Source organism: Paenibacillus sp. PastF-3 (genome assembly GCF_029893135.1).
GTDB classification, from domain to species: Bacteria; Bacillota; Bacilli; order Paenibacillales; family Paenibacillaceae; genus Paenibacillus_AQ; species Paenibacillus_AQ nitricinens.
The window spans coordinates 21520-46579 of record NZ_JARXWM010000022.1; the positions used below are offsets into that span (position 1 = coordinate 21520).

Annotated in this window: 28 protein-coding genes and 3 tRNA genes; 27 read left to right on the plus strand and 4 right to left on the minus strand. The window is 43.9% G+C overall.

What is annotated here, in order from left to right:
* Window positions 1-10: 10 nt before the first annotated feature.
* The 8 genes from M2444_RS28935 (at window position 11) to M2444_RS28970 (ending at window position 5035) form a co-directional block, all read left to right on the plus strand.
* Window positions 11-736 carry a phosphonate C-P lyase system protein PhnL gene (locus tag M2444_RS28935; RefSeq protein WP_094874580.1) on the plus strand — a complete coding sequence of 242 codons (726 nt, stop codon included), beginning with the start codon at window positions 11-13 and terminating at the stop codon, window positions 734-736.
* Between the two features lie 97 nt (window positions 737-833).
* Entirely contained in the window at window positions 834-1895 is a 1062-nt protein-coding gene (locus M2444_RS28940) for a PhnD/SsuA/transferrin family substrate-binding protein (RefSeq protein WP_280788722.1), read from the plus strand.
* A 41-nt stretch (window positions 1896-1936) separates the two neighbouring features.
* Window positions 1937-2725, plus strand: coding sequence for a phosphonate ABC transporter ATP-binding protein (gene phnC / locus M2444_RS28945; RefSeq protein ID WP_094874579.1), 789 nt, complete (start codon window positions 1937-1939; stop codon window positions 2723-2725).
* A complete protein-coding gene (locus M2444_RS28950) occupies window positions 2715-3500 on the plus strand; it encodes an ABC transporter permease subunit (RefSeq protein WP_094874578.1) in 786 nt (261 codons plus the stop codon). Before phnC ends, M2444_RS28950 begins: the two co-directional genes overlap by 11 nt.
* A 1-nt stretch (window position 3501) precedes the next feature.
* On the plus strand, window positions 3502-4371 hold the full coding sequence (locus tag M2444_RS28955; protein WP_280788723.1) for a PhnE/PtxC family ABC transporter permease: 870 nt from the start codon (window positions 3502-3504) through the stop codon (window positions 4369-4371).
* Window positions 4372-4619: 248 nt separating this feature from the next.
* Entirely contained in the window at window positions 4620-4793 is a 174-nt protein-coding gene (locus M2444_RS28960; protein ID WP_280788724.1) for a hypothetical protein, read from the plus strand.
* 81 nt (window positions 4794-4874) lie between these two features.
* A tRNA-Glu gene (locus M2444_RS28965) sits at window positions 4875-4946 on the plus strand.
* A 6-nt stretch (window positions 4947-4952) separates the two neighbouring features.
* A tRNA-Leu gene (locus tag M2444_RS28970) sits at window positions 4953-5035 on the plus strand.
* 74 nt (window positions 5036-5109) lie between these two features.
* On the opposite strand, the gene M2444_RS28975 is transcribed toward M2444_RS28970, so the two are convergent.
* On the minus strand, window positions 5110-5733 hold the full coding sequence (locus tag M2444_RS28975; RefSeq protein WP_094874826.1) for a nitrogen regulation protein NR(II): 624 nt from the start codon (window positions 5731-5733) through the stop codon (window positions 5110-5112).
* Between the two features lie 232 nt (window positions 5734-5965).
* Between M2444_RS28975 and M2444_RS28980 the strand changes: the two genes are divergently transcribed.
* Window positions 5966-6331 carry a helix-turn-helix domain-containing protein gene (locus M2444_RS28980; RefSeq protein WP_094874825.1) on the plus strand — a complete coding sequence of 122 codons (366 nt, stop codon included), beginning with the start codon at window positions 5966-5968 and terminating at the stop codon, window positions 6329-6331.
* An 83-nt stretch (window positions 6332-6414) separates the two neighbouring features.
* Window positions 6415-6497: transfer RNA gene (locus M2444_RS28985), tRNA-Leu, on the plus strand.
* A gap of 176 nt (window positions 6498-6673) precedes the next feature.
* On the opposite strand, the gene M2444_RS28990 is transcribed toward M2444_RS28985, so the two are convergent.
* Window positions 6674-7153, minus strand: coding sequence for a glutathione peroxidase (locus M2444_RS28990; RefSeq protein WP_094870679.1), 480 nt, complete (start codon window positions 7151-7153; stop codon window positions 6674-6676).
* A gap of 339 nt (window positions 7154-7492) precedes the next feature.
* Here M2444_RS28990 and M2444_RS28995 point away from each other — a divergent pair, with 339 nt between their 5' ends.
* From M2444_RS28995 to M2444_RS29060, 14 genes are all read left to right on the plus strand, one after another.
* Window positions 7493-7771, plus strand: coding sequence for a hypothetical protein (locus tag M2444_RS28995; protein WP_042124803.1), 279 nt, complete (start codon window positions 7493-7495; stop codon window positions 7769-7771).
* A gap of 93 nt (window positions 7772-7864) precedes the next feature.
* Complete coding sequence (locus M2444_RS29000) at window positions 7865-8284, plus strand: thiol-disulfide oxidoreductase DCC family protein (protein ID WP_094870678.1); 420 nt, start codon at window positions 7865-7867, stop codon at window positions 8282-8284.
* A gap of 74 nt (window positions 8285-8358) precedes the next feature.
* The gene (locus M2444_RS29005) at window positions 8359-9267 is read left to right on the plus strand and encodes a copper amine oxidase N-terminal domain-containing protein (protein ID WP_280788725.1); all 909 of its coding nucleotides are present in this window, start codon (window positions 8359-8361) and stop codon (window positions 9265-9267) included.
* Window positions 9268-9303: 36 nt separating this feature from the next.
* Entirely contained in the window at window positions 9304-9738 is a 435-nt protein-coding gene (locus tag M2444_RS29010) for a DUF6526 family protein (RefSeq protein WP_094876957.1), read from the plus strand.
* A 187-nt stretch (window positions 9739-9925) separates the two neighbouring features.
* Window positions 9926-11089, plus strand: coding sequence for a P-loop NTPase family protein (locus M2444_RS29015; RefSeq protein ID WP_280788726.1), 1164 nt, complete (start codon window positions 9926-9928; stop codon window positions 11087-11089).
* The gene (locus tag M2444_RS29020) at window positions 11082-12323 is read left to right on the plus strand and encodes a TadA family conjugal transfer-associated ATPase (RefSeq protein WP_280788727.1); all 1242 of its coding nucleotides are present in this window, start codon (window positions 11082-11084) and stop codon (window positions 12321-12323) included. The genes M2444_RS29015 and M2444_RS29020 overlap by 8 nt, the downstream gene beginning before the upstream one ends.
* A 31-nt stretch (window positions 12324-12354) precedes the next feature.
* Window positions 12355-13149 carry a type II secretion system F family protein gene (locus M2444_RS29025; RefSeq protein WP_256989837.1) on the plus strand — a complete coding sequence of 265 codons (795 nt, stop codon included), beginning with the start codon at window positions 12355-12357 and terminating at the stop codon, window positions 13147-13149.
* A gap of 10 nt (window positions 13150-13159) precedes the next feature.
* A complete protein-coding gene (locus M2444_RS29030) occupies window positions 13160-14035 on the plus strand; it encodes a type II secretion system F family protein (protein ID WP_373455828.1) in 876 nt (291 codons plus the stop codon).
* Between the two features lie 12 nt (window positions 14036-14047).
* Window positions 14048-14236, plus strand: a complete 189-nt coding sequence (locus tag M2444_RS29035; protein WP_094870671.1) for a Flp1 family type IVb pilin — start codon at window positions 14048-14050, stop codon at window positions 14234-14236.
* Window positions 14233-14907 (plus strand): TadE family protein, encoded by a 675-nt coding sequence (locus tag M2444_RS29040; RefSeq protein ID WP_094876959.1) that lies wholly within the window; start codon window positions 14233-14235, stop codon window positions 14905-14907. Before M2444_RS29035 ends, M2444_RS29040 begins: the two co-directional genes overlap by 4 nt.
* Window positions 14908-14967: 60 nt before the next feature.
* Window positions 14968-17226 carry a hypothetical protein gene (locus tag M2444_RS29045; protein ID WP_280788728.1) on the plus strand — a complete coding sequence of 753 codons (2259 nt, stop codon included), beginning with the start codon at window positions 14968-14970 and terminating at the stop codon, window positions 17224-17226.
* 18 nt (window positions 17227-17244) lie between these two features.
* The gene (locus M2444_RS29050) at window positions 17245-18237 is read left to right on the plus strand and encodes a TadE/TadG family type IV pilus assembly protein (protein WP_280788729.1); all 993 of its coding nucleotides are present in this window, start codon (window positions 17245-17247) and stop codon (window positions 18235-18237) included.
* 23 nt (window positions 18238-18260) lie between these two features.
* Entirely contained in the window at window positions 18261-18770 is a 510-nt protein-coding gene (locus M2444_RS29055) for an A24 family peptidase (protein ID WP_094876962.1), read from the plus strand.
* An 18-nt stretch (window positions 18771-18788) separates the two neighbouring features.
* Window positions 18789-20444 (plus strand): DUF6382 domain-containing protein, encoded by a 1656-nt coding sequence (locus M2444_RS29060; protein WP_280788730.1) that lies wholly within the window; start codon window positions 18789-18791, stop codon window positions 20442-20444.
* A 28-nt stretch (window positions 20445-20472) separates the two neighbouring features.
* On the opposite strand, the gene M2444_RS29065 is transcribed toward M2444_RS29060, so the two are convergent.
* Together M2444_RS29065 and M2444_RS29070 are read right to left on the minus strand one after the other, a co-directional pair.
* A complete protein-coding gene (locus M2444_RS29065; RefSeq protein ID WP_280788731.1) occupies window positions 20473-21378 on the minus strand; it encodes a TIGR01777 family oxidoreductase in 906 nt (301 codons plus the stop codon).
* A gap of 40 nt (window positions 21379-21418) precedes the next feature.
* The gene (locus tag M2444_RS29070; RefSeq protein ID WP_094870664.1) at window positions 21419-21883 is read right to left on the minus strand and encodes a DUF2621 domain-containing protein; all 465 of its coding nucleotides are present in this window, start codon (window positions 21881-21883) and stop codon (window positions 21419-21421) included.
* A 172-nt stretch (window positions 21884-22055) separates the two neighbouring features.
* On the opposite strand from M2444_RS29070, the gene M2444_RS29075 reads away from it, so the two are divergent.
* The 3 genes from M2444_RS29075 (at window position 22056) to M2444_RS29085 (ending at window position 25050) form a co-directional block, all read left to right on the plus strand.
* Window positions 22056-23165 carry a deoxyribonuclease IV gene (locus M2444_RS29075; RefSeq protein WP_094876965.1) on the plus strand — a complete coding sequence of 370 codons (1110 nt, stop codon included), beginning with the start codon at window positions 22056-22058 and terminating at the stop codon, window positions 23163-23165.
* A gap of 65 nt (window positions 23166-23230) precedes the next feature.
* Window positions 23231-24130, plus strand: a complete 900-nt coding sequence (gene purU / locus M2444_RS29080; RefSeq protein WP_094870663.1) for a formyltetrahydrofolate deformylase — start codon at window positions 23231-23233, stop codon at window positions 24128-24130.
* 179 nt (window positions 24131-24309) lie between these two features.
* Window positions 24310-25050, plus strand: a complete 741-nt coding sequence (locus M2444_RS29085) for an SAF domain-containing protein (RefSeq protein WP_280788732.1) — start codon at window positions 24310-24312, stop codon at window positions 25048-25050.
* Window positions 25051-25060: the final 10 nt, after the last annotated feature.

Sequence of the window (25060 nt, forward strand, 5' to 3'; positions counted from 1 at the left end):
TGGTGATGACGTGGATCATCTGTTATCGATCAAACATCTGTCCAAATCATTTACATTGCATAATCTGAATAAACATATTCCGGCTGCACAGGATGTGAACTTGCATTTACAAGCAGGAGAGTTTGTTGGGATTACTGGCAAGAGCGGAAGCGGCAAGTCGACGATTCTGAAATGTATCTACCGTACATATCTGCCTCATACGGGCAACATATGGTACCATTCGTCGAAATATGGCGTCATTGATCTGACAACGGCTTCTGAGCGAATGATCATTGAATTGCGAAAATTTGAGATAGGTTATGTCTCGCAATTTTTGAATGTGATGCCGCGGACAACAGCAAGAGAGCTTGTTCGTGAAGCGATCATGGAAATGGGACATGAGCAGGAGATCGCTGAAGCAGAAACCGTACGTATGCTGGAGCACTTTGAACTGGATCGCAGCTTATGGGACAGCTATCCAGCTACATTTTCTGGTGGTGAAAAGCTTCGTTTGAATATTGCTAGAGCGATGGTGAAGCGGCCAAGACTTCTCTTATTGGATGAGCCTACAGCAAGCCTTGATCAAGCTTCTAAACTTAAGGTGAAGATATTGATTGAACAGCTAATGAAGGAAGGTACGACCATGCTGGGGATTTTTCATGATCTTGAATTTATGCATGATCTCTGTAATCGAGAGTACCACATCGAGGGTGGGCATATGAGTCTTTCAAGTAATAACGAAAAAATTACAAATTAATTAAATAAAGTAAACATTAAGAATATATCACGAAAATATTCCAGATATACAATGGAGTTAAGAAAGATAAATTAGGATTTGAGAGGGGTAAATTCAAGTGAAAAAGATGTTACTATCAACAATTCTTACACTATCACTCATCACGGTAGCAGGTTGCAGTTCAAATGATAGTGAAGCATCTGGAGCAGCAGATTCAACAACGAAATCAAAGGATACAATCACCATGGTATGGTATCCAAATGAATCAGGGGCGGATCTGCAAGCTACTCGCGATGAATTTTCCAAACTTATTGGCGATGCTACAGGGAAAAAAGTAATTAATCAAACAACAACCGACTATATAATCGCGATCGAAGCTATCGCAAATGGCAATGCGGATATGTCATTTATGGGACCACAAGGATACGTTGAAGCACATGCCAAGAACGATAAAGTACTTCCGCTGGTGGTACCTAGTGGGGAGTCTGGGACGCTCGATGATGCTTTGTATTACAGCTGGCTAAGCGTGAAAAAAGGGGAAGAAGAAGCTTACAAGACTGGTGACAAATTTGCTATCGATAATATTGTGGGTAAGAAATTCTCATTTGTCTCGAACTCTTCTACTTCAGGATTTAAAGTTCCAGTAGCGGGTATCTTGGGTTATTTTGGTACACAGGATAAGTACAAGAGCCTTACTAGCGATGATCTTTTACAAGGCGGCAAGGATGAATTTTTTAGTGAAGTACTTTATGGGGGCTCTCACCAAGGTTCCGCGGTTAACCTGCTGACTGGTAAAGCTGACGTTGCGGCATTTTGTGATACATGTGTAGCCAACTATGTGGATCTGGAGTCCGGAACAGACAGTAAGCCAGGTGCAGTTTATAAAGTGAAGGAAGGCGCTGCAGAGCCATTCAATACCTTGATTGGTAAGGAATTCTCGTTAATTTCTACAACAGCGGTATTGAACTCACCGATTACAATTAATACGGAAACGGTAAGCGCAGAAGATCAAAAGAAGCTTGAGGCGTTATTTATCTCTGATGCTGTGACTAAGAATACGAAGATTTTCCTTCCAAAAGACTCGAAAGAAACAGGCATTTTCAAGCAAAAATCAGGAAATGAAAAATTCTTAACCGTCGATGATGCATGGTTCAATCCGATCAGAGAATTGACGCAATAATTGGGCAGCAAGAAGACATTGATCTAACGAGGGAGTTAACTATGACAACGTTATTGGAATTCAAGCACGTATCAAAACAATACAGCAAGGATACAAGAGCGTTATCTGATGTCAACTTCGCTGTGAAAGAAGGAGAGTTCCTGTCCATTATTGGACCTTCGGGAGCAGGTAAATCCACTCTCCTTCGTTGTATTAACCGTATGATCGATGCTAGCAGCGGAGAAATCATGTTTGAAACCGATAATATTATGAATTATAAAAAAAGTGAGTTAAAGAAGCTTCGAACCCAAATCGGAATGATCTTTCAACATTATAATCTCGTAAATCGTTTAAGTGTCATTGAGAATGTCTTGCATGGCCGACTGGGTTACAAGTCGACCATGGCAGGCATACTTGGTCTCTATTCAAAGGAAGAGAAGAAGCAGGCCTATCATATCTTGAACCTTCTTGGTCTGCAGGAGCAAGTTCATAAGCGCTGTGATCAATTGAGCGGAGGACAAAAGCAACGTGTCGGCATTGCACGGGCACTAGTGCAGAATCCTAAGCTGCTTCTCTGTGATGAGCCGATCGCATCGCTGGATCCAAATGCTTCCAAGACAATTATGGAGTATTTGCGGAGGATTTGTTCTGATATGGGGATTACTGTAATTATTAATTTGCATCAGGTAGATGTAGCTATGAAGTTTTCTGACCGCATTATTGGTGTGAACGAGGGATCGATTGTTTACGATGGCCCTCCATCTGAAATCACAAATGAACTGCTGAGAACCATTTATGGAGCAGAGCTGGATGAATATATGACGGAAGAAAGGGATACGTATGCAGGATAGGTTCTTTCTTCGTAAACGTTTAAACACGTCACTCTATTGTGCATTGCTTTTTCTTATCACGATGGCTGCAATCATCATTACACAATATGATATGGTTAAGGGCTTTACGTCTATACCGAAGGCGGCGGAGTGGGCCGTTAGCAACTTTTATCCGAATGCAAAAGCAATGACGCGGCTACCTAATATTCTGGATTCCTTAATGGAGACCTTGCTGGTGTCGATCGCTGCAACAACGGTAGCGGCTATATTCGCTTTCTTTTTTGCTATACTTGGCTCCACTACGACTGGTGTAGGCGGCGTGTTTAGTTTATTAAGCCGCTGGATCGCCACCTTGTTTCGGAATATTGATGTCGCTGCATGGTCGATGATCCTACTGATTTCTTTTGGACAGAGCGTGATGACAGGGTATTTCGCCCTTTTCTTTGGCTCCTTTGGATTTCTAACCCGTGCTTTTATGGAATCTATTGATGAGGTTAGTAATAGCTCTGTGGAAGCTTTAAGAGCGACAGGTGCCAGCTATTTCTCGATTATCGTACATTCGGTGATTCCATCGAGTATTCCGCAGCTCATTAGTTGGATTCTATTTATGATAGAAACAAATATTCGACAGGCTACACTCATCGGGATATTAACAGGGACAGGTGTTGGCTTTTTATTCAGCTTATATTATAAAAGCTTAAACTACAGCTCTGCTTCTCTAGTCGTGATCGCAATTATAGCCGTAATATTTATTATTGAAGCAGTCTCCAACTATGTCAGGAGGGTGATTTTGTAGTATGGAACTTCAAGAAGCTGTTCGAGCCCCCTATGAACGAGAGCACTACAATGATCGCTCCCCAGATGAGTTGATCCCGAGAAAGCCGTTCAACAAAGGCTCGTTTGCGATTGTAATGACATTGCTCGTGCTCGCTTTTCTAACCGTGTATGGATTTTTCTCCTTTGATTATAAAGATTTGGACTTCGGAGCAGCTATTGATTCGACACTGCAGACACTTCGAACCATGTTCTTTTCACCTTCTATTAATCATTTCAATTTTAGTCATGCGTTATACCAGGTGCTAATCACGTTAGGGCTTGCATTTCTAACAACATTATTTGGCGCTGTGATCGCTTTGTTTCTGGGACTATTAGCATCACGTAATTTATCCTCCCCACTGTTGTCGACCATCGTAAGAAGTGTCGTTGCTTTTATCCGCGCAGTTCCTACCGTACTATGGGTACTTATCTTCGCCGTTGCCGCTGGTCTGGGCAGTGTTGCAGCTGTCATCGGTATGACCTTTCATTCCATTAGCTATCTAGTAAAAGCGTACTCAGAATCATTTGAAGAGCTGGATAACGGAGTGATTGAGGCGTTGAAAGCAAGTGGAGCGGGCTGGTGGCAGATTGTCTTTCAAGCCGTGATTCCTTCGTCCATAACATACTTGATTTCCTGGACCTTTATGCGACTGGAGATTAACTTCGCCGTAGCAGTAGCCATGGGAGCTGCGGCAGGAGCGGGTGGTATTGGATATGATATGTTTATGGCGAGTGCATTTTACTATGATGTGAGAGAGATTGGAGCTATAACGTATTTCATTTTAGTCCTAGCCGTTCTGATGGAGCTGCTCGCAACCCGTTTAAAGAAGACATTGAAGGTTAAAGTGTAAAGCTTTCTTTTAATCTAGTTGTAAGAAAAAGCATTTGTTTTGGTTCAAAATAGTATGTTAAGTTATAAATCTGTTTGACAGAACACACAAGTTAGAGCCTATAAGGGCTCTTTTTTTGTTAGTTAGCGGGAGTGAGGAACATGGATATTAGGAAAATAGAACGTTCAATCACCTATGCAAAAGTCACATCAAGGGGATATGTCTTATTATAACGGTCTTGCGGGACTGATCTTTGGTGGGCTTGCTGCGTGAATCATACTATTGAACTTGTTCGTTACGAGGATCATGGTCCTAGAAGGAAGCTTCTTTATGTTCATGAGATACACGGCGACTCCAGGGAACAATATGAGGAGATCAAGGCAAGGATTAGACGTGATTGGGCTATAGAGAGGATTGAAGCATCGAAGAATGCTACAGGCTGAAGTGGTATGAAAAAAATGCTTGCCATGTCTTTATATTTCTGGTATCATAATTTTGTTGTCACGTTAAGACAACCTTGCTAAGGCCCGTTGGTCAAGGGGTTAAGACACCTCCCTTTCACGGAGGTAACATGGGTTCGAATCCCATACGGGTCATATTATGCGGTAGTGGTGGAATGGCAGACACGCTATCTTGAGGGGGTAGTGGGTGTATACCCGTGGAGGTTCGAGTCCTCTCTACCGCATACAAATAAAAAGTAAGAAATCCTTTGCTTCGCAGAGGTTTTCTTACTTTTTTTTATAGGATTAGACAAGTTGATTAGTTCTTAAAGGCTCTTGCATATTGGGGATAGAGTTGTCTGACACAGTCTGGGCAAATATCATGGGTGAATTGCAGAGAAAGCTGATGTTTTAAAAAATGTTCAATGTTGATCCATTCATCCTTAGAATTTCGAATGGATTTGCAGGAAGCACAGATGGGAATTAAGTCTTGTGTTGGCTTACAGGTCGAACAGATGCTTGCGATCCCTGACAACTGAGCTCCTTCTTTAAATGCGCCCAAATCATATAGAGAAATTATAAAAGCATTGTCTAAGTGATCATCTGACAGAAGAGGATAGATCTCTAAACGAAAGATACGGCTTCCTTTATTGGTGGTTTGTATGGAGAACTCAGAGGTATAAATCTGATACTCTCTGCGGAGTATAATTTTCACCGAATCATAAAGCTTGGCCCATTGATCGGAATCGAGGATCACATCCTGCATAAGCTCCGAATAATAAGCTCCAATCCATTGTTTCTGAGGGGAGAGGCCGTATTCATGATTAAATGCCTTCCACTTCCTGTTGGTGAACTGGATAACGCCTTGGCTGTTGATGACCACCGCATTGTGCGGCAGATATTCAAGTGAATGGATAATGGAAGATGATAAGCACTTTGACAAAAGTCACCGCTCCCTCCTAGAGATCCTTCAGGATGATAAGCTAATAAAGGGGGTCAGACGGCATTACATCAGACACTTGTCACCTGAGTCGCCTCTTATCGTCACTCTAACCATATGATATAATCGGATAATACATAGTAACACCAATTATATACTTTTTTACGTTATTTTGCAATAGGTAAATCACTTAAATAAGTCTTTTTTTTATTTTTTTGTGAAGGGTGGATTATGGATGCAGACCATATATGAACGTATAGAGTATTTGATTAAGCAAAAAGGTCTCACTAAGAAATCATTCTGTGAGCAGTTAAATATAAGCACAGGTAATATGGGAGATTGGAAGCGGGGCAAGTCTACTCCGGGAACACACAAATTGATTGAGATCAGCGCTTTTTTTCATGTAAGTCTAGACTGGCTTATTTTAGGTAGAAATACATCTGAAATATTGAAAGAGAGCAATGAGGACTATGATTTCGGAGAAGTGAAGTTGAATGAAGATCGAACGAATGAATTGCTTCCAGAGGAAAGGAAATTCATTGAAGAATACTTAGCATTCACTGAATATCGTAAGCAGAAATGGGCCGACGAAAATTCTTGAATCAACGCCTTTACATTTTGGGGAAGTACATTTATAATAATGAATGTTGACCTCAAACAAAGTTTTAAGTTTTATCTCACCACGCGGTAGTGGTGGAATGGCAGACACGCTATCTTGAGGGGGTAGTGGGTGTATACCCGTGGAGGTTCGAGTCCTCTCTACCGCATATAGAATGATGAAAGAATCCTTGCGATGCAAGGATTCTTTTTTTGTGCTTAACGAACAATCGGAAAGCTGTATTTTCGTATAATGGATAATGACAAAAAGGACACTGACCGCATATCACCTGGTGGTCTGAGGGATGTGGCCAGTACCCTTTTTCAAAATTTCTTATTGAACGGATTATTTCAGAAGCTTGGAGATATAGGATTCGATCTGCTGAGGAGTAGTTTTAGGAGCAAAGCGCTTAAGGACACGGCCTTCTTGATCCACCAGGAACTTGGTGAAGTTCCATTTCACGCTTTTTGAGCCTAGAACACCAGGAGCTTCCTTAGATAAGTATTTGAATAATGGATGTGCTTCGTCGCCTTTTACATCAATCTTCTCGAACATGGGGAAAGTTACCCCATAGTTAATCTCGCAGTATTCTGCAATTTCATCACTTTCGCCAGGCTCTTGGCCGGCAAACTGATTGCTTGGGAAACCAAGCACTTCGAATCCGCGATCCTTAAATTTATCATACACTTCCTGAAGCCCTTTATACTGAGGCGTAAACCCGCATTTGCTAGCTGTATTCACAACAAGGAGTACTTTACCTTTGTACTTGGACAATGATTCTTCTGCACCCCGAAGAGTGTTGACCTCAAAATCATAAATACTCATGGATGCCACCTCCTTTGTAATTCCCAATTTTAATTTATCGCAATTTAATTGTACACCATTTATGATGGGGAGCCAAATAAGAAAATTCTATGAACCATTAACGCCAATTCGGTTTATCAAATCACAGCAAAATGAATGATCATAAATTAAATGTATCTGTATATATTTTATGGAAATAATGACTGAATAAAGGTGTTGATCAGAAAAGAGCAATAAATAGCTTCCGTGTTAGCCGTCTTTGGTTGACATCACCCTTAAAATTCTTTAATATGTCTAAGTATCTGAGAATATGTTGCGTGTGCAATTTACAACCAAAAATTTAAATAATGGGTGATGAAGATGTCTTACAGACCGAATATTACGAATGTGACCAAAGCCAGCAGCAACGATAAGGAAGGATTGTACGAGTTCATTATCAAGCTTGCTGATGGAACGGAGTGCCGTGCGTTTTATAATCGGTTTCCGGAATGGAAAATGACGAACATCAGCCGCCTGCTTAAAACTCCATGTCCAATTTGCCGCAAAGATTTCATCTGTAAATGCATGGAGGCATTCACTGCTGATTTCGAAGGACAAATGATCGGTGATCAATGGATTGAAAAGGCAATTGCTGAATAATTAAAGAACGGTACATGTTGGCGCGGGATTCTATCCCGCGTTTTTGTTTACCCAAAATATGCGATACACTTATCTTTATAGGGAGGGGGAGCTATGAACGAGGAGCTGAACATTATGCAAAATAAATCCATTGTGTTGATCGATGGGGTGTGTCATCTATGCCAAGGTTTGATTCGTTTCATCATCCCGCGTGATCCCAAGGCTAAATTTCTATTCGCGCCTTTACAAAGTGAAATTGCCGCTAAGCTAATGAGTGAGGCTGGACTTCAACCTGGGCAGTTGAACACAGTTGTATTGCTGGAGAACGGTATGTATTATACAGAGTCGGCTGCTGTACTGCGAATTGCACGTAGATTGAGATGGCCTTGGCCTGCTGCGTATATCTTCATTATAGTGCCGCGCCCAATACGGAATACCCTTTACCGCTATGTTGCAAGGAATCGTTACCGTTGGTTCGGGCGTGATGAGCAGTGTCTGCTCCCCACACCGGAGATCAAACAAAGATTTTTGTAATCCGCAATTTGGCTAGATGTTATAATGTAACCATAATTTGGTATGGTTAAGGACATGTAGCGAGGGGTGAAGGGATGGCGCGAAAGGTAGGGTTTTATCTTTTAATTCTTATGCTAATTTCTTTAGGTACAATGGGGACGATATCCGCAGATTCTAAGCTCAGGGTTATGGTGAATAATTCGAGCCTGAATTACGGTGTACAAATCATTTCCGGACAGACGATGGTTCCGCTGAAGGCTTTTGAGAGCTTCAAGAATACTTCTATTCAGTGGGAAGCCCGTACAAAGCAAGTAACGATCGTTAGAGACTCTATGAAGCTTAAGCTTGCTGCAGGTTCTCGAACGGCGTGGAAGAACTCGGAATCTGTGCAACTGGCAGCACCTGCTAGAATCATGGATGGAAGAGTTACGGTACCGCTGAGATTTATTGCAGAAGCTCTTGGGGCTAGAGTAACGGTAGATGCTGCTACGAAGACTGTCTGGGTTCAGGAACGTGCTAATGCAAAACTTGTGCAGAATTATACTAGTAACGACTTAGTAGTTTCCCGCATTGCTGCTTTACAATTCCCGGTTGATGAAAGAGAACCGTCTCAATTAACGGGTGATAATGAAGCGTTGTCTATGTCGTATTATTTTCCTGAAGGCAGATCTGATGGATATTTCATAATCTATGGGCATTTTGTATCGTATTATGAGATTAAAGACAATATTAGAACAGTCGTATGGGAAGCCGATTTGGACAATTCGAAAGAGGCTGATAAAAAAGATTTTACCGCGATATTCGGACACCCCATTGCGAAGGAATATGGCAAAGCCCCTGTTTTAGCGCCATCCTATGCCTATTATTATACGAGTGTATGGGGTAGTCAGATTATTTGCGGAATCGTTAATGTGGATGGAACAACTAAAGTATCAGGGAAGTCGCTGAACTGGGAGAACAACAAGCCCTTTATCGTGGCTATTCCCGGCGAGACGAAGCTTTAAACGCTCTACAAGTCATATAAAATATGGAGATGAATTATGAATAAAGGGAAGCCCAAGGGATTTATGCGTTTTGATTGGCCTTTTCATTTTGTGACGATGCCGCTTGCGCTGATTTCGTTTGTGTGGTCGACGATTTATGCTGTTCAAGAGATACGTGATGATGGTGCTTTAACGGTGCCATTGCTGTTATTCGGGATGTCCTTATGCTTACTTTTTGCGATTACAAGAATTCGTATATATGCGACAAAAAATCAGGACCGCGTGGTGAGAGTGGAAGAGCAGTTTCGCTATTTCCGTCTGACAGGCGAAGCTTTGAGCCCAGAGCTTGAAATAGCCCAAATTATAGCGCTACGTTATGCGGGTGATGATGAGTTTCCAGCACTGTGTCAGCGGGCGGTGAAGGAGAAGCTCAACCCTGCCGATATTCGGTCTGCCATTAAGTACTGGCGCGAAGATAAGATGAGAGTATAGTATCCAGCTAGTGTGTGAAAAAACTTATTGCTGCCTTCTTATGTATATGCTACTATAGCTGTAAATTAAAGGAATAGTAACGGAAGCACCGTTCAATTACCGTATTCACGGTTATTGTCGGTGCTTTTTTTGCTGTCTTTTTTTGAGAAAATAATGGATTTCTTCTTATCGAAAGGAGCGTGGTTTCATGGCGGCAAGGATTGTGCTCGCAGTGCGTGAAAGTCAATATATCGAACCCTTACTGCACTATCTTCATCACAGCGAGTACGGAGAAATGCTGCGTATTACGGCTTTTAGCCGAATGGATGCTTTTATCGAATTTATGAGGGGAGAGGACATCCCGGATGCTGTTGTGGGGGACTCTTCTTTTATTGAGGCTTGGCTAGTAGAGGGGAAAAGCATGGTTCCGTGGGCAGTTTTGAGTGAGGATGGAGGTTATCTCGGTAAGAGTGCTAAGAGTCTGGGAGGAGGAGTGATGATTGCCAAATATCAGGCGCTTCCTTCCCTTCTAGGAGCATTTCTCCAGTTATGTGAAGTTCAAAGAGGTAGAGGAGCTTCTGTACTAGATGAAACGCTGTTGCTGGGGGTTGTCTCTTCTAGCGGCAACATGGGCAAAACGACGATAGCATTGAATATGGCTAAGCAGCTTGGTGAAATGGGCCTTTCGGTGTTTTATTTGAACCTTGAGAGTGTTGACAGCAGTGGGTTGTTTCTCAGAATCCCTGCAGGTCATACGCCTGGACTAGAGCGACTGCTATATGAAATAAAGGCCCATCGAGATAAGGATGAAGCGGATACGATCGAATTAGGACAATACTTCATTAGATATGATCACCTCCGAACTGCTTCTTTCAGGCCAGTTATTAATGTGAAGGAAATGCTGCAGATGACTTTGCAAGATACGCTGGATTTATTAGAGCGGCTGGTTGCCGTGAGAAACTTTGATGTTGTTATTGTGGACACCGGAAGCATCGAGGAAGAGCGTGCGAAAGCTGTGCTACAGCGGAGTGGGATTTTACTTTGGGTCCTGAAAAATGATGATGTAAGCATGTATAAGGCTATGAGATGGCTGTCGCATTGCACTGCTCCTAACTCTGGAATGTCCCCCCATGTGATGGACAAGAGTAAATTTGTAGTGAATTTTGCAGTAGATCGCTTGGAAGAGTGGGTGCCTCCAGAGGGAATTACCATTGAAGGCATATGCCCTTTTATCCCGTCATGGACACTGCAACACCGTGAGGAGCTTTTTTTGAACTCTCCGCAATTTCAGCGAGAAATTTTGCAGTTATGCAAACGGATTGTAGAACCAGCGCTCCCACTGGTGTTTACCGGGAAGAACCTGCATGAATGAAGAGATGTTCAGGGCGCTCCGTAGTGAGATTCGTGCAGGACTTGATGTAACATCTGCAGTAGAGAACCGTGAACTTACCGGGTTTATCGAACGAACGATTCTAGAAAGTGAAAGACTCCGTTACTTAACAGCGCAGGAGAAGCATGAGCTAGTGAAGAGATTGTTTGATTCTTTCCGGGGATTGGATGTGCTTCAGCCATTAGTGGACAACCCGGCGATCACGGAGATTATGATCAACAGTCATACTGAGATTTTTGTGGAAGAGGAGGGTCAGATTCGTCGTCTTCCTATGGAATTTGAGTCCGGCAGCAGGCTGGAAGACATCATCCAAACGGTAGTATCCGGTGTTAACAGGGTAGTAAATGACTCCTCTCCTATCGTTGATGCCCGGTTGAAGGATGGATCTCGCGTGAATATTGTTCTTCCGCCAGTCTCGCTGAAAGGACCCGCGATGACCATACGTAAATTCCCGGAGAAGCCGATGACGATGAATGAATTGGTGAGCCGTGAAGCTTTAAGCCTGGAAGCAGCAGAGCTACTGCAAATCTTAGTAGCTGCTAAATACAACATTTTTATAAGCGGGGGAACCGGCTCGGGGAAGACCACCTTTCTAAATGCATTATCTCAGTTTATCCCATCACAGGAGAGGGTCATCACAATAGAAGATTCTGCTGAGCTACAGATTGTAACGGTGCCAAATCTTGTATCCCTGGAGACTAGGAACGCGAATACAGAAGGTAGAGGGGAGATTTCCATTCGAGATTTGATTCGTTCTTCACTGCGGATGAGACCCAATCGAATTGTTGTGGGTGAGGTGCGTGGAGCGGAATGTCTTGATATGCTACAGGCGATGAACACTGGGCACGATGGAAGCTTGTCCACAGGGCATAGTAACAGTGCGCACGATATGGTCAGTCGATTGGAGACGATGGTGTTAAGTGCAGCGGATCTGCCGGTAACGGTTGTTCGTCAGCAGATTTCATCGGCGATTGATATTTTCGTACATTTATCCAGGCTCCGTGATCGTTCTAGGCGAGTGATGGAGATTAGTGAGGTTGCAGGCCTGAAAGATGGAGAAGTGTTCTTAAACCCTCTATATGAATTTCAAGAATCCGGTGAGCGAGAGGGACGGGTACAAGGGGGGCTAGTTTCCTCTGGAAACCTGCTTATGCATACAGCAAAGCTTAGAATGGCTGGTGTAACCTCCTACCCGTTATCTCAGGCTGGATTTTAAATTCTAAAGGGGGCAAGAAGTAGTGCTTAAGATTAAGTTTGCTGCTGAAAAATCTAAGGAAGCTGATGCCAGAGACCATTCATTATTGCCGAATTATACGGTATACGAATTGACCTTGGTACAGAAAACTCTGGCTATTGCAGTAGGTGGTATGCTGCTGTTTGGAGTGGGCTATCTTTTTTATCATCATTGGATACTATCGTTACTACTTATGCCTGGTGGGCTGTATGCACCTCGTATGCTGCGTAATTATTTGCTGAAAAGACGCCGGAGTATGCTTAATTTACAGTTTAAACAGACGTTGTTTTCATTGTCTTCCTCACTCTCAGCAGGGCGATCGGTCGAGAATGCTTTCCGGGAAGCGGTCCAGGACTTACGTATGCTGGACCCGGAGGGGGGCGGCGATATGATCTCGGAGCTAAATATTATCTGTACGCGCATGGAATACGGTCAGCCAGTGGAGGAAGCGCTTCGGGATTTCAGTGCAAGAGCAGGAATGGAAGATATTGAGCGGTTCGCTGACGTGTTCACTGTATGTAAACGTACAGGCGGCGATCTGGTAGAAGTAGTGCGCCGTACGTCTACGATTATTGGGGAGAAGCTGGATATTCAGCAAGATATTGCTGTAAGCATTTCACAGAAGAAATTCGAAGCGAAAGCGCTGTTAATATCTCCACTAATCATGGTGATCTTTATGAGTTTGACTGCAGGAGACTATATGCAGCCCATGTACACAGGAGCGGGTATAGCTATATCGACGCTTGCATTAGTAGCTTTGTTTTTATGTTATCTCTGGACTACTAAAATAATGGACATTCCGCTGTGAAGGGGAAGTAATCATGCGATGGCTATGTGCAGTAGTCACTATATTTTTACTTGTTGTCTGGGCTCTGTTACGAATTAAATGCGGAAAAAGATATGACGGATTAAGAGAACTTCCTATGGAAGGACTACGACTTCGGAAGCTGGGTGAACCGCTGCTGCTGCTCATTGAGAAAAGCGGCATTGTCAGTCGTTTTCCATCATTGATGTTCAGGATTCAACGTTCCCTGCAGCGAAGTTATGGGATGCGTTACAGTGCAGAACGAACCCTGCTGTTCATGGGTGAGATGCTTAGCTACAGTTGGTTGTTGCTTGTGGGTGGAAGTTTGATCACAGGGTTTAGCGGCGATCAGACAGGTCTGATTCTAGGTATTTTCTTGGCGGTAGCTCTACCAGCTGCTATGGTGAGTGATTTGCATAAAAAGGTGAGGGTGAGAGAGCAAAATATTATGCTCGAGCTACCAGAACTTCTGAACAGCATTGTATTGCTGGTAGGAGCAGGTGAGACCGTACAACGGGCGATTATCCGCTGTGTGGAGAGCCGCCGAGGTGATGTTAATCACCCATTATACAAGGAGCTTAGGATCATGACCAGTGAATGGGAAGGAGGGTATTCATTTCAGCAGGCATTCGAGAATTTTAGCAAGAGATGTGCAGTGCAGGAAGTATCGTTGTTCACGACGACGGTTCTTTTGAATTACCGCAGAGGTGGAGCGGATTTTGTGTTATCGCTACGCGATCTCTCGCGGATGCTGTGGGATAAACGTAAAGCTATCAGCCGAACGCGAGGGGAGCAAGCTTCCTCTAAACTAGTCTTTCCGATGGTAGTTATTTTTTTAATAGTAATTGTACTGGTGGGAACACCAGCATTCATGATGTTAAAAATGTAGGAGGGTGAACTAATGATGACGACAATGTCGGGTAGTGTGAAGAATTTCTGGAAGGACGAGGAAGGCCTGGGGACACTGGAAATGATTCTGATTATTGCAGTGCTGATTGCGGTCGTTCTTTTGTTTAAGGACAAAATTCAGGAGGTAGTAGAGGCTTTGATTAAAACTGCAGGAGAAAAGAGCCAGGAAGTATTTGAGTGAATAAGCTTAAGGACGATCGAGGCAGCTTTACTATTGAAGCTTCAATTCTACTACCTATGGTCATGTGTATTACAATGCTTCTTCTGTTCTTTTGTTTGTATAGCTACCAAAAGTCCATGCTGCTGCAAGTAGCCTCAGGGGCTGCTGAGCGTGCGGCTTACAATTGGGACAACAGCCATAAAGAGGTTTCTGGCTCCTATGCTGCTGGTGAGTATGACTCCCTTTATTGGAGAATTGGAGATGATGCGTTGCTGGCCTCATTATTCGGCGGAGAAGCTGGGAAAGGTGGCGCGACAATACAGCTACCTGGTGAAGTGTCAGATGAGAGTGATCTACCAGATCTTAAACTCAGACATTCGTCCTCTATGATTCCGAATAATATGCCGGGAAATATGAACTACGAATACACGCTTACGGGGCGGAAAGTAAGCGGTGAATTAAATCGTCTACTGCACTTACCTGTACTTGATGAAGTTTTGTCTGATGAGGCAAAGCCAACTGTAAGAACTCAATCTATCATCGCTGAGCCTGTTGAGTTTATCCGTACGGTAGACCTGATGCGTTACTTCGGGGCTAAGTTCAAGGGTGGCTCAGAGGGTACTAGTGGGTCTGGAGTCCACATGGAGAAGAAGGATGCATCCGCGATGATGACCAAGCTTCAGGATAAGTGAATATTTCCTTGCTAATGGATCTTATATCTATTGAAGGTAGGGATAAGGAGGGAGGTTTTGATGAGGAGTATCTTTAGCAGTTGCCTTGTTAGCGGTAAGAGTCAAAAGAAACAAAGGCAGGGTAAGGGCAAAACGGAAGGTTCAGTATCCATTTTTTTAATTATGGTACTGGCTTTCGTCTTTCTGTTTACCGCTGTGCTGATTGACTATGCGCGGATTGCGGCCTTCAATGTTCAGGAGGAACGTTTAGCGAGGGCTAGCGTTCGCTCTGTAATGTCATCTTACGATGTTGAGCTACGAGAAAAGTATGGTTTATTCGCCTTTGGAGAGAGTGACGGGGATATGCTGCTGTCTCAGGTACTCAATGATAATATGCATAAAAGTGGTAGGAGTGACGTGTTCAATCTGGTACCCTTCGTGTTGGAAACGTCATCTTTGAAATGGAGCAGGCCGCTGGGTAGCTATGATGTTGTGAGTCGACAAATACTGGAGGAAATGAAGTATAAGGCTCCTGTGGATTTTGCTTTGGAATTGGCAGGTAAATTCAAGCCGATGTCAGGAGTAATGGCAGAGGCCTCACGGGTTACTGAATTACTCAGTAAGCTACAGCCGTTATATGACGAGCGGGAAGAGGCTTTGGATCTTATGTTAGAACGGAGAAGCCAGGCTGCGGAGAGTGGGAGAAGGTTGCTTCAATCGATTATGGATCCGCTTGCAGAGTCCATTTCTGCCAGTTCACTCGGAAGTATACAATCGGCGGCGGATATTCCCGCACAGTATAGTGACTATCTTGGGAAATATTACGATGATCTTTATCGTGATAGTAAAAAGCCTGCAAAGTACACTTATCAATTGTCTCTCTATCGGAGTCGAACTACTGAGATGTTATCGCGGTTTCCTGGCTTATTAACAGCTTTTCGAGAAGATCATGAAAGATCAATGGAGGGAGCGAATGAAGCGATAAAGAAGGCAGAGCAATTGAATGACGAGATGAGAAATATATTGGAACAGTCGCGAATGGAGGGGGTGAATCTATCAAATGATCCTGCTAATGACTGGGATATTCCGGGAAGCTCAGGAGAGATAAGCTCAGACCCGCTTAAAAAGCTGCGTGAGCAGGAAGATGCACTGATTCTCTCCTCAACGGATCTAAGTCAGATGGAGAATAGTATATCCACGCAGCAAAGTGCTTACGGTGCCATCGAACCGATTGTGACAGGAATGTCGGGTGTGCTGTATGAAGCTTTGAGTGAATATGGTGACTCCTATCAAATGATCTCTTCTGTTCTAGAAGCTTCACGCGTAGTGAATAACTATCTGCAGAATTACGGTAAGAAGGGAAGTATTATCGTTAGTGATTTGGCTGTAATCGAACAGCACCGTAGCTCAGATAAAGAGCGAAAGCAGTTGGAGAGAGAAGCAAAATCTAAGCTGGGTGAAGCGAAAGCATTGCTTGATAAGATTCGAATGATGGGTAACGGAGTGACAGATTCTCTGACAAGCTATCAAACACTTCGTCAATATTACGAGGAGAATATCGCTTTTAATAAGGAATTAGTATCCGATTCACTTGTTAAATCTGAAGTAAGCACTAACCCGTATACTGCTGGGAGTTCGGCAATGGAGGATATGGACGGAATCTATGCAGCGATGGGTGGCATTATGGGAGGAGCTAGAGATAGACTTTTCCAAACAGAGTATTCTGCGTTCTATTTTCAACATTTTGACGTTTCCAAGCTAGCCACTCTAGCAAAAGGTTCTGAGGGTACAACCGAACTTACAGACCAGCTTAATCCTCAAGCGCAAGAGCTGGAATACATTCTTTATGGATTTCATAATCCTGCTGGAAATGTAGCCGCAGCGTATGCTGAAATATTTGCCATGAGGCTGTCTATTCGAACGATGGAAGGTTTTATTGAGAAGGCAAGTTTAGGAAACCCGTTGGCCGTTCTGGCCGCAGCACTGTTGTATGGCATCCAGCAAGCTATTCAGGACATGTTGTTACTCTGTGAGAAAAATTCCATAACACTGTCTAAATACTTACCAGCCCAGCTGACTTATCGCGATCATTTGCGTCTGTTCATGATGCTGCATGGAGGCGGAAATGTTCAGTTATCTCGAATGCTGGCTCTAATCCGATTGAACACAGGAATAAATCCAGATGAAAGAAGTACGTATGTCTCTTCGAATATTAAGCTTGGGATGCGGCTATGGTTTCTGCCGGGTGTTGTGAAGCTGTTGGATTATAGCGCTGGGTATTCTGGAGAAGTGCAAGGCAGTACATATATGAGAACAGTACAGGCTGATTTTTCATACTAGCAGGAGGTTGGTAAGGATATGGGGGACAGGTACCGGATTAGGGGGAAGACGAAGGAAGAAGGCAGTATGGTAGTAGAAGCGGCGATGGTTCTCCCGATCTTCCTACTGTTTGTTTTGTTCCTAATTTCTATCGTACAGATGACCTTGTATTCGACAGCCTTACAAAGCACAGCATCCGATACTGTGAAATCTATTTCAACGCATATGTACCCGGTAGCTTTGGCGGTGCAGAAATGGGGAGCAACAAGCGAAGCTGGTGCTGATCCAGTGAAGGGTGGTACGGATCTACCCGCTGGCAATCAAGCTGAATCGAATTGGACGATCCCTCGCTTGTCACTTACAGATTGGGGCAGTAGTTATGCAATGTCATTACCTAAGCCGCTGAATGAGTGGGTCATGTCAGCTTTAGAGAAGGGCGAGGGACCTCTGCAGAAGCTACAGGCTGAGACCTCTGAAAGTGTACTGGATTTAGCGATTAAACCCCTATTAAAGCCTTATCTGTCATCAGACTTGTTGGATTATGATCGAATTCATGTATCTAACATTATCGTGCCTGAGTTAAAGAAGGGTACCCGACCTTACTTTGGAATGGTTGTTAGCTATGAGCTGCCGATGAAGGTGCCCTTTCTAAACCAACGCATTGTACTTGAGGCAAGTGCTGTTGAACGTCTTTGGATCGGGGATACAGGAGAGGGTACAAATAAGGGCAATGACGGCACTGGTCAACCAGAGGATTTTATTAAGATTTTGGAGAAGCCGAATCCAGCTGTAGCCAATAAGCAAGGCAAAGTTCGTGCTAAAATTCCGCCGAATGCTTCCGCTAGCTTATCCGTTTTTTATAAAAGCGGGGGAAGTACTGCTAGATATTTAGGCTGGAAACAAGCGGATGCGGACGGATATATCGATTGGGAGTGGAAAATAGGTGTGAATACCACACCGGGCTCGTGGCCATTTGTAATTCAGCTCGATGACGGTAGATCTATTGAGGTGATGTTCACAGTAGTGAAATGAATGAAGGGGAAGGAGGGTAATCCATGGCGGAGTGGGCCTTCTGGGGATGTCTGCCGTTTCTGGCAGCTGCATTTATTACGGATATAAAGTCGATGAGAATACCAAACTGGATCACTGTCTCAGGATTGCTTGCGGGTCTGCTGGCTCAAGCGCTGATGAACGGCTGGGATGGACTGCTGAAGGCTGGTGTGGGTGCCGCTGCAGGATTTACAATACTTCTAATCTTGCATTTGATAGGGGCGGTTGGTGCGGGGGATGTTAAGCTTTTTGCCGGGATTGGAGCGTGGACAGGGATGCTATTTACATTGCAGGTCGTGATGTACTCCGTACTGTTTGGTGCTTTGATAGGCTGGCTAATTGTCTTAAAGAGACGGGAGACAGGCAGGCGTACGCGTAAGATCTTTAACATAATTTCCGGATTTATATTATTGAAGAGTTCATTCCTATTACGAAATAAAGATAATGAGCTGTTGAAGTTTCCCTTCATGCTGGCTGTAGTCCCTGGTACCATTTGCGCTTATCTTTATTTTTAAAATAGGAGGTGGTAATGCTTGTTGTACGGATTATCCCGTGACTTTATGCAGCAGGACGGTATATATATGATGCTTGGCGAACCAGAAGGGATGCCGGTGGGGAAGCTTAACATGGTTCAAGCTCGTATGCTGATGAACACTGACATCCCTCATCATTTAAGGTTGTTACTTAGGGAAATTGATTTAAAGGTTACGATGGAATATGCTGTTCTGCGTAAAAAAATGCTCAGTCATTTACTCAAAAGTGAGAAGCTGAGCATGGCCTCATTTTTTGGATTACTTCTGCAAATTGCGCAAGGGATGGAAGATGGCAGGTTATATATGCTTCGGGCGGATCAGTATGCTTTGCATGAAGATTACATTTTTATTGAAGGATCATTGCAGAGTGGTAAGGTATATCTCACCTATATCCCTGTGCAGGGGAATGAGCCTGCTTCTAGGCTGGGACATTCCCTCAAGTCCCTGATCATGGTGATGATGGCATCTATCACAGAGCTTACTGGCAGTGGTGTTCAAAGAGTACTGCAATACTGTGGGGAAGAAGATTTTACACCAGCCGGCTTAAAGAATCTTCTCTCAGAGCTGTTGACAGAGGGCGACTCTAGTAGAGGACAATTCAGTAGTAACGCAGAAATGGCATACACATCACCTAAGATGACAGAAGTACGTCCGGCAGAGCCTGAAAGACGAATGCAAGAGAGAGTAAGGGAACTGTTTGTGAATGAGGTAGCTGCTCCCCAGAAAAAAATGAGTGAGCGGAACGAGGAAAAGGGTCTGCTTACTCAGCAGAACTCAGCTCCGTGGTTAAACAGCTATTCCAGTCCGAATCTTAGGGGGAAAGTAGAGGAGAGGTCTCTTCGGTCTACAGAAGATAACAGGTTGACGAATTCACAACCCTCAAGCTCAAGAACCTATGTTATTCTAGGGTGCTTATTGGGTGATGCATTATTATGGAAATTCCTATATCTAAATAACCAAAAACCTTTATGGCTAGCCGTGTGTGGGATCGCAACGATTGTCTTGGCTACTTTTAGCTGGATGGTATGGAGCGAAAGGATAAGGTTTGGAAGTGACGAAGAAAAGGAACATAAGAGTGAGGATTCTGAAGATACAAACCGGAGTCCGAATCGAAGAGAACTGGAGTGGAATTTTGGTAGGAATCCTGTGACCACTGTGCGTCCAGCAGCGTCAATTCCAAAGGGTGATCAGCATCCATCCGACCCTTTTTCTGACATTCCGTCAGTACGATCTGAATCAAGGAAAGAGGAGGAGAGTTTCGTAATACCACCAGGTCCAATAGCCCCAACAGCTTTATTATCACGGGAGGAAACACCTGAGCAAGGCAAACGAAATGAGAAGCTGGCTCGAAATGTTCCTTATCTTAAAAGAAGCGATGAGGAAGAGGCAGAGTCGGAAACCATTGCGTTAAACCGACCTAGCTTTATCATTGGCCGATCGGCGGAAGTAGCTCAGTATGTAGAAAAATCGGAAGGAGCTTCAAGAGTACATGCGGAGATATCTAGAAGCCCAAGCGGATACGTACTAAAGGATCTCGACTCCAGAAACGGAACGTTTTTTCAAGGGGAAGCCATGATCCCTTACAAAGAGTACCCGCTGTCAGAGGGGACCGTATTTAAGATTGTAAAAGGAAGTTACACATTCCACATGGAATGAAGAGCGCAAGCAAAGAGTGTTGATTCTGCTATATTTGGCTTTTCAAATTTTCTAAAGCGGTTTGAAGTGTAGGGAAGGTAAAGTTAAAGCCCTGCTCTAATGCTGCCGAAGGAAGGACGCGTTGTCCTTTGAGCAAGATCTCAGACAATTCACCTACTGCTGTTTTTAACAGCATGGCAGGCAGTGGGAACCAATGCGGCCGGTTGTATACTTTGCCAATCATTCTACCGAACTCTTCGTTCGTAACCGGCTGTGGAGCAGTCGCATTAACAGGTCCGGAGATGGTGGGGTTTTGAATACAAAAATCGATTAGACGAACGATATCGGTCAGGTGAATCCAGGAGACCCACTGGTTTCCCGCTCCGATGTTACCACCAAATCCTAATAAATAGGGAAGCTTCATCTTGGGGAATGCTCCGTTTCGGTTACCAAGAACAACCCCAGTTCGCAACTTGATCATACGGATATTCGTGTATGCTTCATCAGAAGCTTCTTCCCATGTCTTAACCACGTCAGAAGGGAAGTCCATGACATGGGCTGGTGATGATTCATTAAAGGTATCTTGCAAAGAGGTTCCGTAAATAGCCACAGCTGATGCCTGAATGACTACAGGAGGTTTGTGTTTCAAACGGGCGAGTAGCTTAGCTGCAGCGGAAACGGCCCAAAGACGGGATTGCATAATTGCTGTTTTGCCGCTCTGACTCCAACGTTGGCTGAGAGAAGCTCCAGCAAGATTGATCAAAGCATCCGCATTTTCGACGGGTGTTGAATCAGTGTGTAGGCTGTCCCATGTGTGGTAACTCAGCTTAGGATGATATGGCGCAGCTTTAGGTAGATTGCGACCGACGATTGCAATTTCATTTCCTGCCTGTAGCCAGTATTTTGTTAGTTCACTGCCAATGAAACCGGTGCCGCCACATATTACATATTTCATAAGGTTGGCCTCCGTTCTGAATGCAACATCAGATTATCAATCACTTGAACAAATGCTGATAAGCAGTGTAGTCGATTTTATTCTTTTCAAGAAAATTGACGAGGAAACGATTGTCACGCCGTGGTGTGGCGACTATGTAACCTTTAATGCAGTGATCACGAGTAACCTCTTTCGCATTACTTTCCACAGCGATCTTACCGATCTCGGCAGCAATGGAATGTTTGGCGATATCGCGAAAAGGGCTAGGCACAGGCTGTACAAGCTGGTCTAAGAAAGCTTTTGATTCATCACTCCAGAGTGAACGACTGCGTTCTACCCAGTAATTTTGCCAGTCCAGCTTTGATTTTCCATCGGCTTTCGGCAATACCTTTAGGAATTTCCGGAACATAAAAAAACCGCCGATACACATGGAACCCAGCAGCATAAATGTCCAGAAAGCGATAGAGTTCATGAACCAATTGCTCGGTGTTGCGGATAATAAACCAAGTCCTGATTGGATAGACATGCATACACCACCTTTTGGCAATGAGTATTCTCACATAATTTAATCTCATATTAAAGTATAGCTTATTTCCAAAGTTTTGCGAAGCAGAACCCAGCATATTGACCTTGTCTAGATTTATTTTTCTGATCACGGTAGAATAGGGGGTAATTCGTGAAGGAAAGAGGGAAGAAGTATGCTGAAAATAGGTTCACACGTGTCTTGCTCGGACAAGGGTCTTTTGACCGCAGCAAATGAAGCAAATGAGTATGGTTCCAGCTCATTTATGATATATACAGGAGCGCCACAGAACACGCGCCGCAAGCCGATTGATGCCATGTATCCGGTTGAAGGAAAGCAAGCAATGAAAGAAAACGGTGTGGAGGAAATTGTCGTCCACGCACCTTATATTATTAATCTCGCTTCCTATAAAGAGAACACGTATCAGTTGGCTGTTGATTTCTTACAAGAGGAAATCCGCCGTACGCATGCGCTTGAGGTCAAGCATATCGTATTACATCCAGGTGCATTCACTGATAAGGATGCAGAATACGGTATTCAGCGGATTGCAGATGGACTTAACGAGGTTCTTGGAGGAACCAATGAAACGGAAGTTCATATAGCCCTAGAAACTATGGCTGGTAAGGGAACAGAAATCGGGCGCAGCTTCGAGGAGATAGCTTCTATTATTGATAAGGTTGAACATAACGAGCGTTTATCCGTATGTCTTGATACTTGTCACATTCATGATGCCGGCTATGATATCGTTAATGATTTGGATGGCGTTCTTAACAAGTTTGATGAGATTATCGGCTTGAATCGTCTTGGGGTTATCCATATCAATGACAGCAAAAATCCATGTGGAGCAGGTAAAGACCGTCACACTCCAATTGGTTCGGGTTGGATCGGTTTTGATACGATTAACAAAATCGTCCATCATGAGAAATTGACAGGTCTGCCATTCATTCTTGAGACGCCATGGGTTGGTAAAGATGCGAAGAAACAGCGTCCGATGTATGAGGTTGAGATTGCTTTGCTCCGTGGCAACGTAGCGGAACGATTTGGACCGGAGTTTATAGAGGATGTTGAAAAACTGCGTGAGTTTTTTGCGAATAAGGAGATCGACTCCCGTCAATTTGTGCTTAATGTCTGGGAGTTGCTGAAGAACGATGCCAAGGCTAAAAAAGCTGATCCACGTGAACCACTGGAACGTCTATATGATGAAGTCATCGCTGCCGAGCTATTCCCGCAATTGAGCGAAGAAGCCATTAATCATCGCTTGATTGCATGGTTAGCAGGCAAGTAAGTGCTCGTTCATGCATAAGTTAGACTTCAGATTGCACATGTAGATGAGAGGATGGGATGAGGGTCATGGAATTACACGTAAAAAGAAACAATTCGTCAGGTGTTGAGTCTTATTCCAACCGCGCGCGTATGCTCATTTCTTGTCCTGACGGACCAGGAATCGTGGCGGCTGTATCACACTTTCTGTATCAGCATGGCGCGAATATTGTGCAATCGGATCAGTACACAATGGATCCAGATGGCGGAATGTTCTTCATGAGAGTTGAGTTTGACCTTCCCGAATTAGGAGATCGTCTGGAAGAGATACGTTCTTTGTTCGGCGGGGTGGCTGAACGTTTCAAGATGAACTGGAAAATTTTCAATGTTCGTCATAAGAAAAGATTAGCCATATTTGTCTCTAAAGAAGACCATTGTCTTGTGGAGCTGCTCTGGCAGTGGCAAGCTGGTGATCTAGAAGCCGACATCGCTCTCGTCGTGAGCAACCATTTGGATATGAAATCGTATGTTGAGTCCTTCGGCATTCCTTTTCACCATATTCCAGTTACAGCTGATACTAAGGCTGAGGCGGAAGTACGTCAGCTTGAGGTCATCGGAGACGACATTGATGTTATCATTCTGGCTCGGTATATGCAGATTATCTCGCCGTCGTTTATTGAACACTATCGCCACCAAATTATTAATATTCATCACTCCTTCCTGCCAGCCTTTATTGGCGGCAATCCTTACGCTCAAGCGTACCAACGCGGGGTGAAGATTATCGGAGCAACTGCTCACTATGTTACAGAAGAGCTTGATGGTGGCCCAATTATTGAACAGGATGTACAGCGGGTTAGTCACGGTGATGATGTCATCGAGCTGAAGCGGATTGGACGCACCATTGAGCGGGTTGTTCTGGCTCGTGCGGTGAAGTGGCATATCGAAGACCGGATCCTCGTCCATCAAAATAAGACCGTAGTGTTTAAATAAAAGGTTATTTTCCGGTGAGAGCCTATGGTATGAACCTGAGCGCTTTTATCGGAACCCTATAATCTAATAGCTCTTTAAATCTCTACAGGTAAAAAAAGCATTTTACCAGCAGCTTGGCTATTTACGCCAAGTTGCTTTTTGTCGTTTTTCAAAACTGTGCTTTTGAGGAGGCGGAAGGCTTGGCTTTACAGCGTAGGCAACTGTTGAAACGCAATTATTTCTTCGCAAGTCTCATTTTGATTACTGGAGTCGGCGGATTATTAGGCTATGATCTCTACTTCAAGCCCTACGTACTATCCCGAACTGTGGTCAAAATCAAGGTGGAAGGCGGGGAGCTGCTTCCAAAAAACTATGAGCTGAAAGCAAGTGATTTATATCTGGATTCTGTTCAGACCAAGGATATACCTTCGGGTGTAATTACAGAAATCGCACAAGTGGAGCACAAAATTACGAATGTAAATCTGACCAATGGAAGTATTTTGACGGCATCCTTAGTGGATGTTAGTGATTTAGAACCCCTAAAGGATGAAGGGATTTTTCCTATACCGAAGGAGGCTATCTATGCCATCAATGGTTCACTGCGCAGCCGGGATAAGGTAGATATTTATCTTGTTGATGGAGACCGAGAAAGGCGGAGTGAATCGCTTAGCCCAGACAAGAAGGAAGAGGAAGAACTGATCGTGCAGAGCCCAATTAGTGAACCTGCAAAGGAGGTGTTTATATCGGGAGTCACCGTGAATTATGTGCGAACAGAAGACAATAATGATGTGCTGGATTCAGAAAAGGGAAACAACAATAATCGTTTTACTTCGACTGGCAAGGTGGCGACACCAGAATTGAAGCTGAAGAAAAGTGATGGCGAGCGGCTTGGACAATTTTTGGAGCAGGGAAAGAAGCTGTGGATCGTACGGGTCGAGTAGGAGGGAAGAG

Bases quoted from the DNA above. Each gene is read 5' to 3' on its own strand.
- phnC (WP_094874579.1), top strand. From the start codon at position 1,937: ATGACAACGTTATTGGAATTCAAGCACGTATCAAAACAATACAGCAAG.
- M2444_RS28950 (WP_094874578.1), top strand. From the start codon at position 2,715: ATGCAGGATAGGTTCTTTCTTCGTAAACGTTTAAACACGTCACTCTAT.
- M2444_RS28955 (WP_280788723.1), top strand. From the start codon at position 3,502: ATGGAACTTCAAGAAGCTGTTCGAGCCCCCTATGAACGAGAGCACTAC.
- M2444_RS28980 (WP_094874825.1), top strand. From the start codon at position 5,966: ATGCAGACCATATATGAACGTATAGAGTATTTGATTAAGCAAAAAGGT.
- M2444_RS28990 (WP_094870679.1), bottom strand. From the start codon at position 7,153: ATGAGTATTTATGATTTTGAGGTCAACACTCTTCGGGGTGCAGAAGAA.
- M2444_RS28995 (WP_042124803.1), top strand. From the start codon at position 7,493: ATGTCTTACAGACCGAATATTACGAATGTGACCAAAGCCAGCAGCAAC.
- M2444_RS29000 (WP_094870678.1), top strand. From the start codon at position 7,865: ATGAACGAGGAGCTGAACATTATGCAAAATAAATCCATTGTGTTGATC.
- M2444_RS29005 (WP_280788725.1), top strand. From the start codon at position 8,359: ATGGCGCGAAAGGTAGGGTTTTATCTTTTAATTCTTATGCTAATTTCT.
- M2444_RS29010 (WP_094876957.1), top strand. From the start codon at position 9,304: ATGAATAAAGGGAAGCCCAAGGGATTTATGCGTTTTGATTGGCCTTTT.
- M2444_RS29015 (WP_280788726.1), top strand. From the start codon at position 9,926: ATGGCGGCAAGGATTGTGCTCGCAGTGCGTGAAAGTCAATATATCGAA.
- M2444_RS29020 (WP_280788727.1), top strand. From the start codon at position 11,082: ATGAATGAAGAGATGTTCAGGGCGCTCCGTAGTGAGATTCGTGCAGGA.
- M2444_RS29035 (WP_094870671.1), top strand. From the start codon at position 14,048: ATGATGACGACAATGTCGGGTAGTGTGAAGAATTTCTGGAAGGACGAG.
- M2444_RS29045 (WP_280788728.1), top strand. From the start codon at position 14,968: ATGAGGAGTATCTTTAGCAGTTGCCTTGTTAGCGGTAAGAGTCAAAAG.
- M2444_RS29050 (WP_280788729.1), top strand. From the start codon at position 17,245: ATGGGGGACAGGTACCGGATTAGGGGGAAGACGAAGGAAGAAGGCAGT.
- M2444_RS29055 (WP_094876962.1), top strand. From the start codon at position 18,261: ATGGCGGAGTGGGCCTTCTGGGGATGTCTGCCGTTTCTGGCAGCTGCA.
- M2444_RS29065 (WP_280788731.1), bottom strand. From the start codon at position 21,378: ATGAAATATGTAATATGTGGCGGCACCGGTTTCATTGGCAGTGAACTA.
- M2444_RS29070 (WP_094870664.1), bottom strand. From the start codon at position 21,883: ATGTCTATCCAATCAGGACTTGGTTTATTATCCGCAACACCGAGCAAT.
- M2444_RS29075 (WP_094876965.1), top strand. From the start codon at position 22,056: ATGCTGAAAATAGGTTCACACGTGTCTTGCTCGGACAAGGGTCTTTTG.
- purU (WP_094870663.1), top strand. From the start codon at position 23,231: ATGGAATTACACGTAAAAAGAAACAATTCGTCAGGTGTTGAGTCTTAT.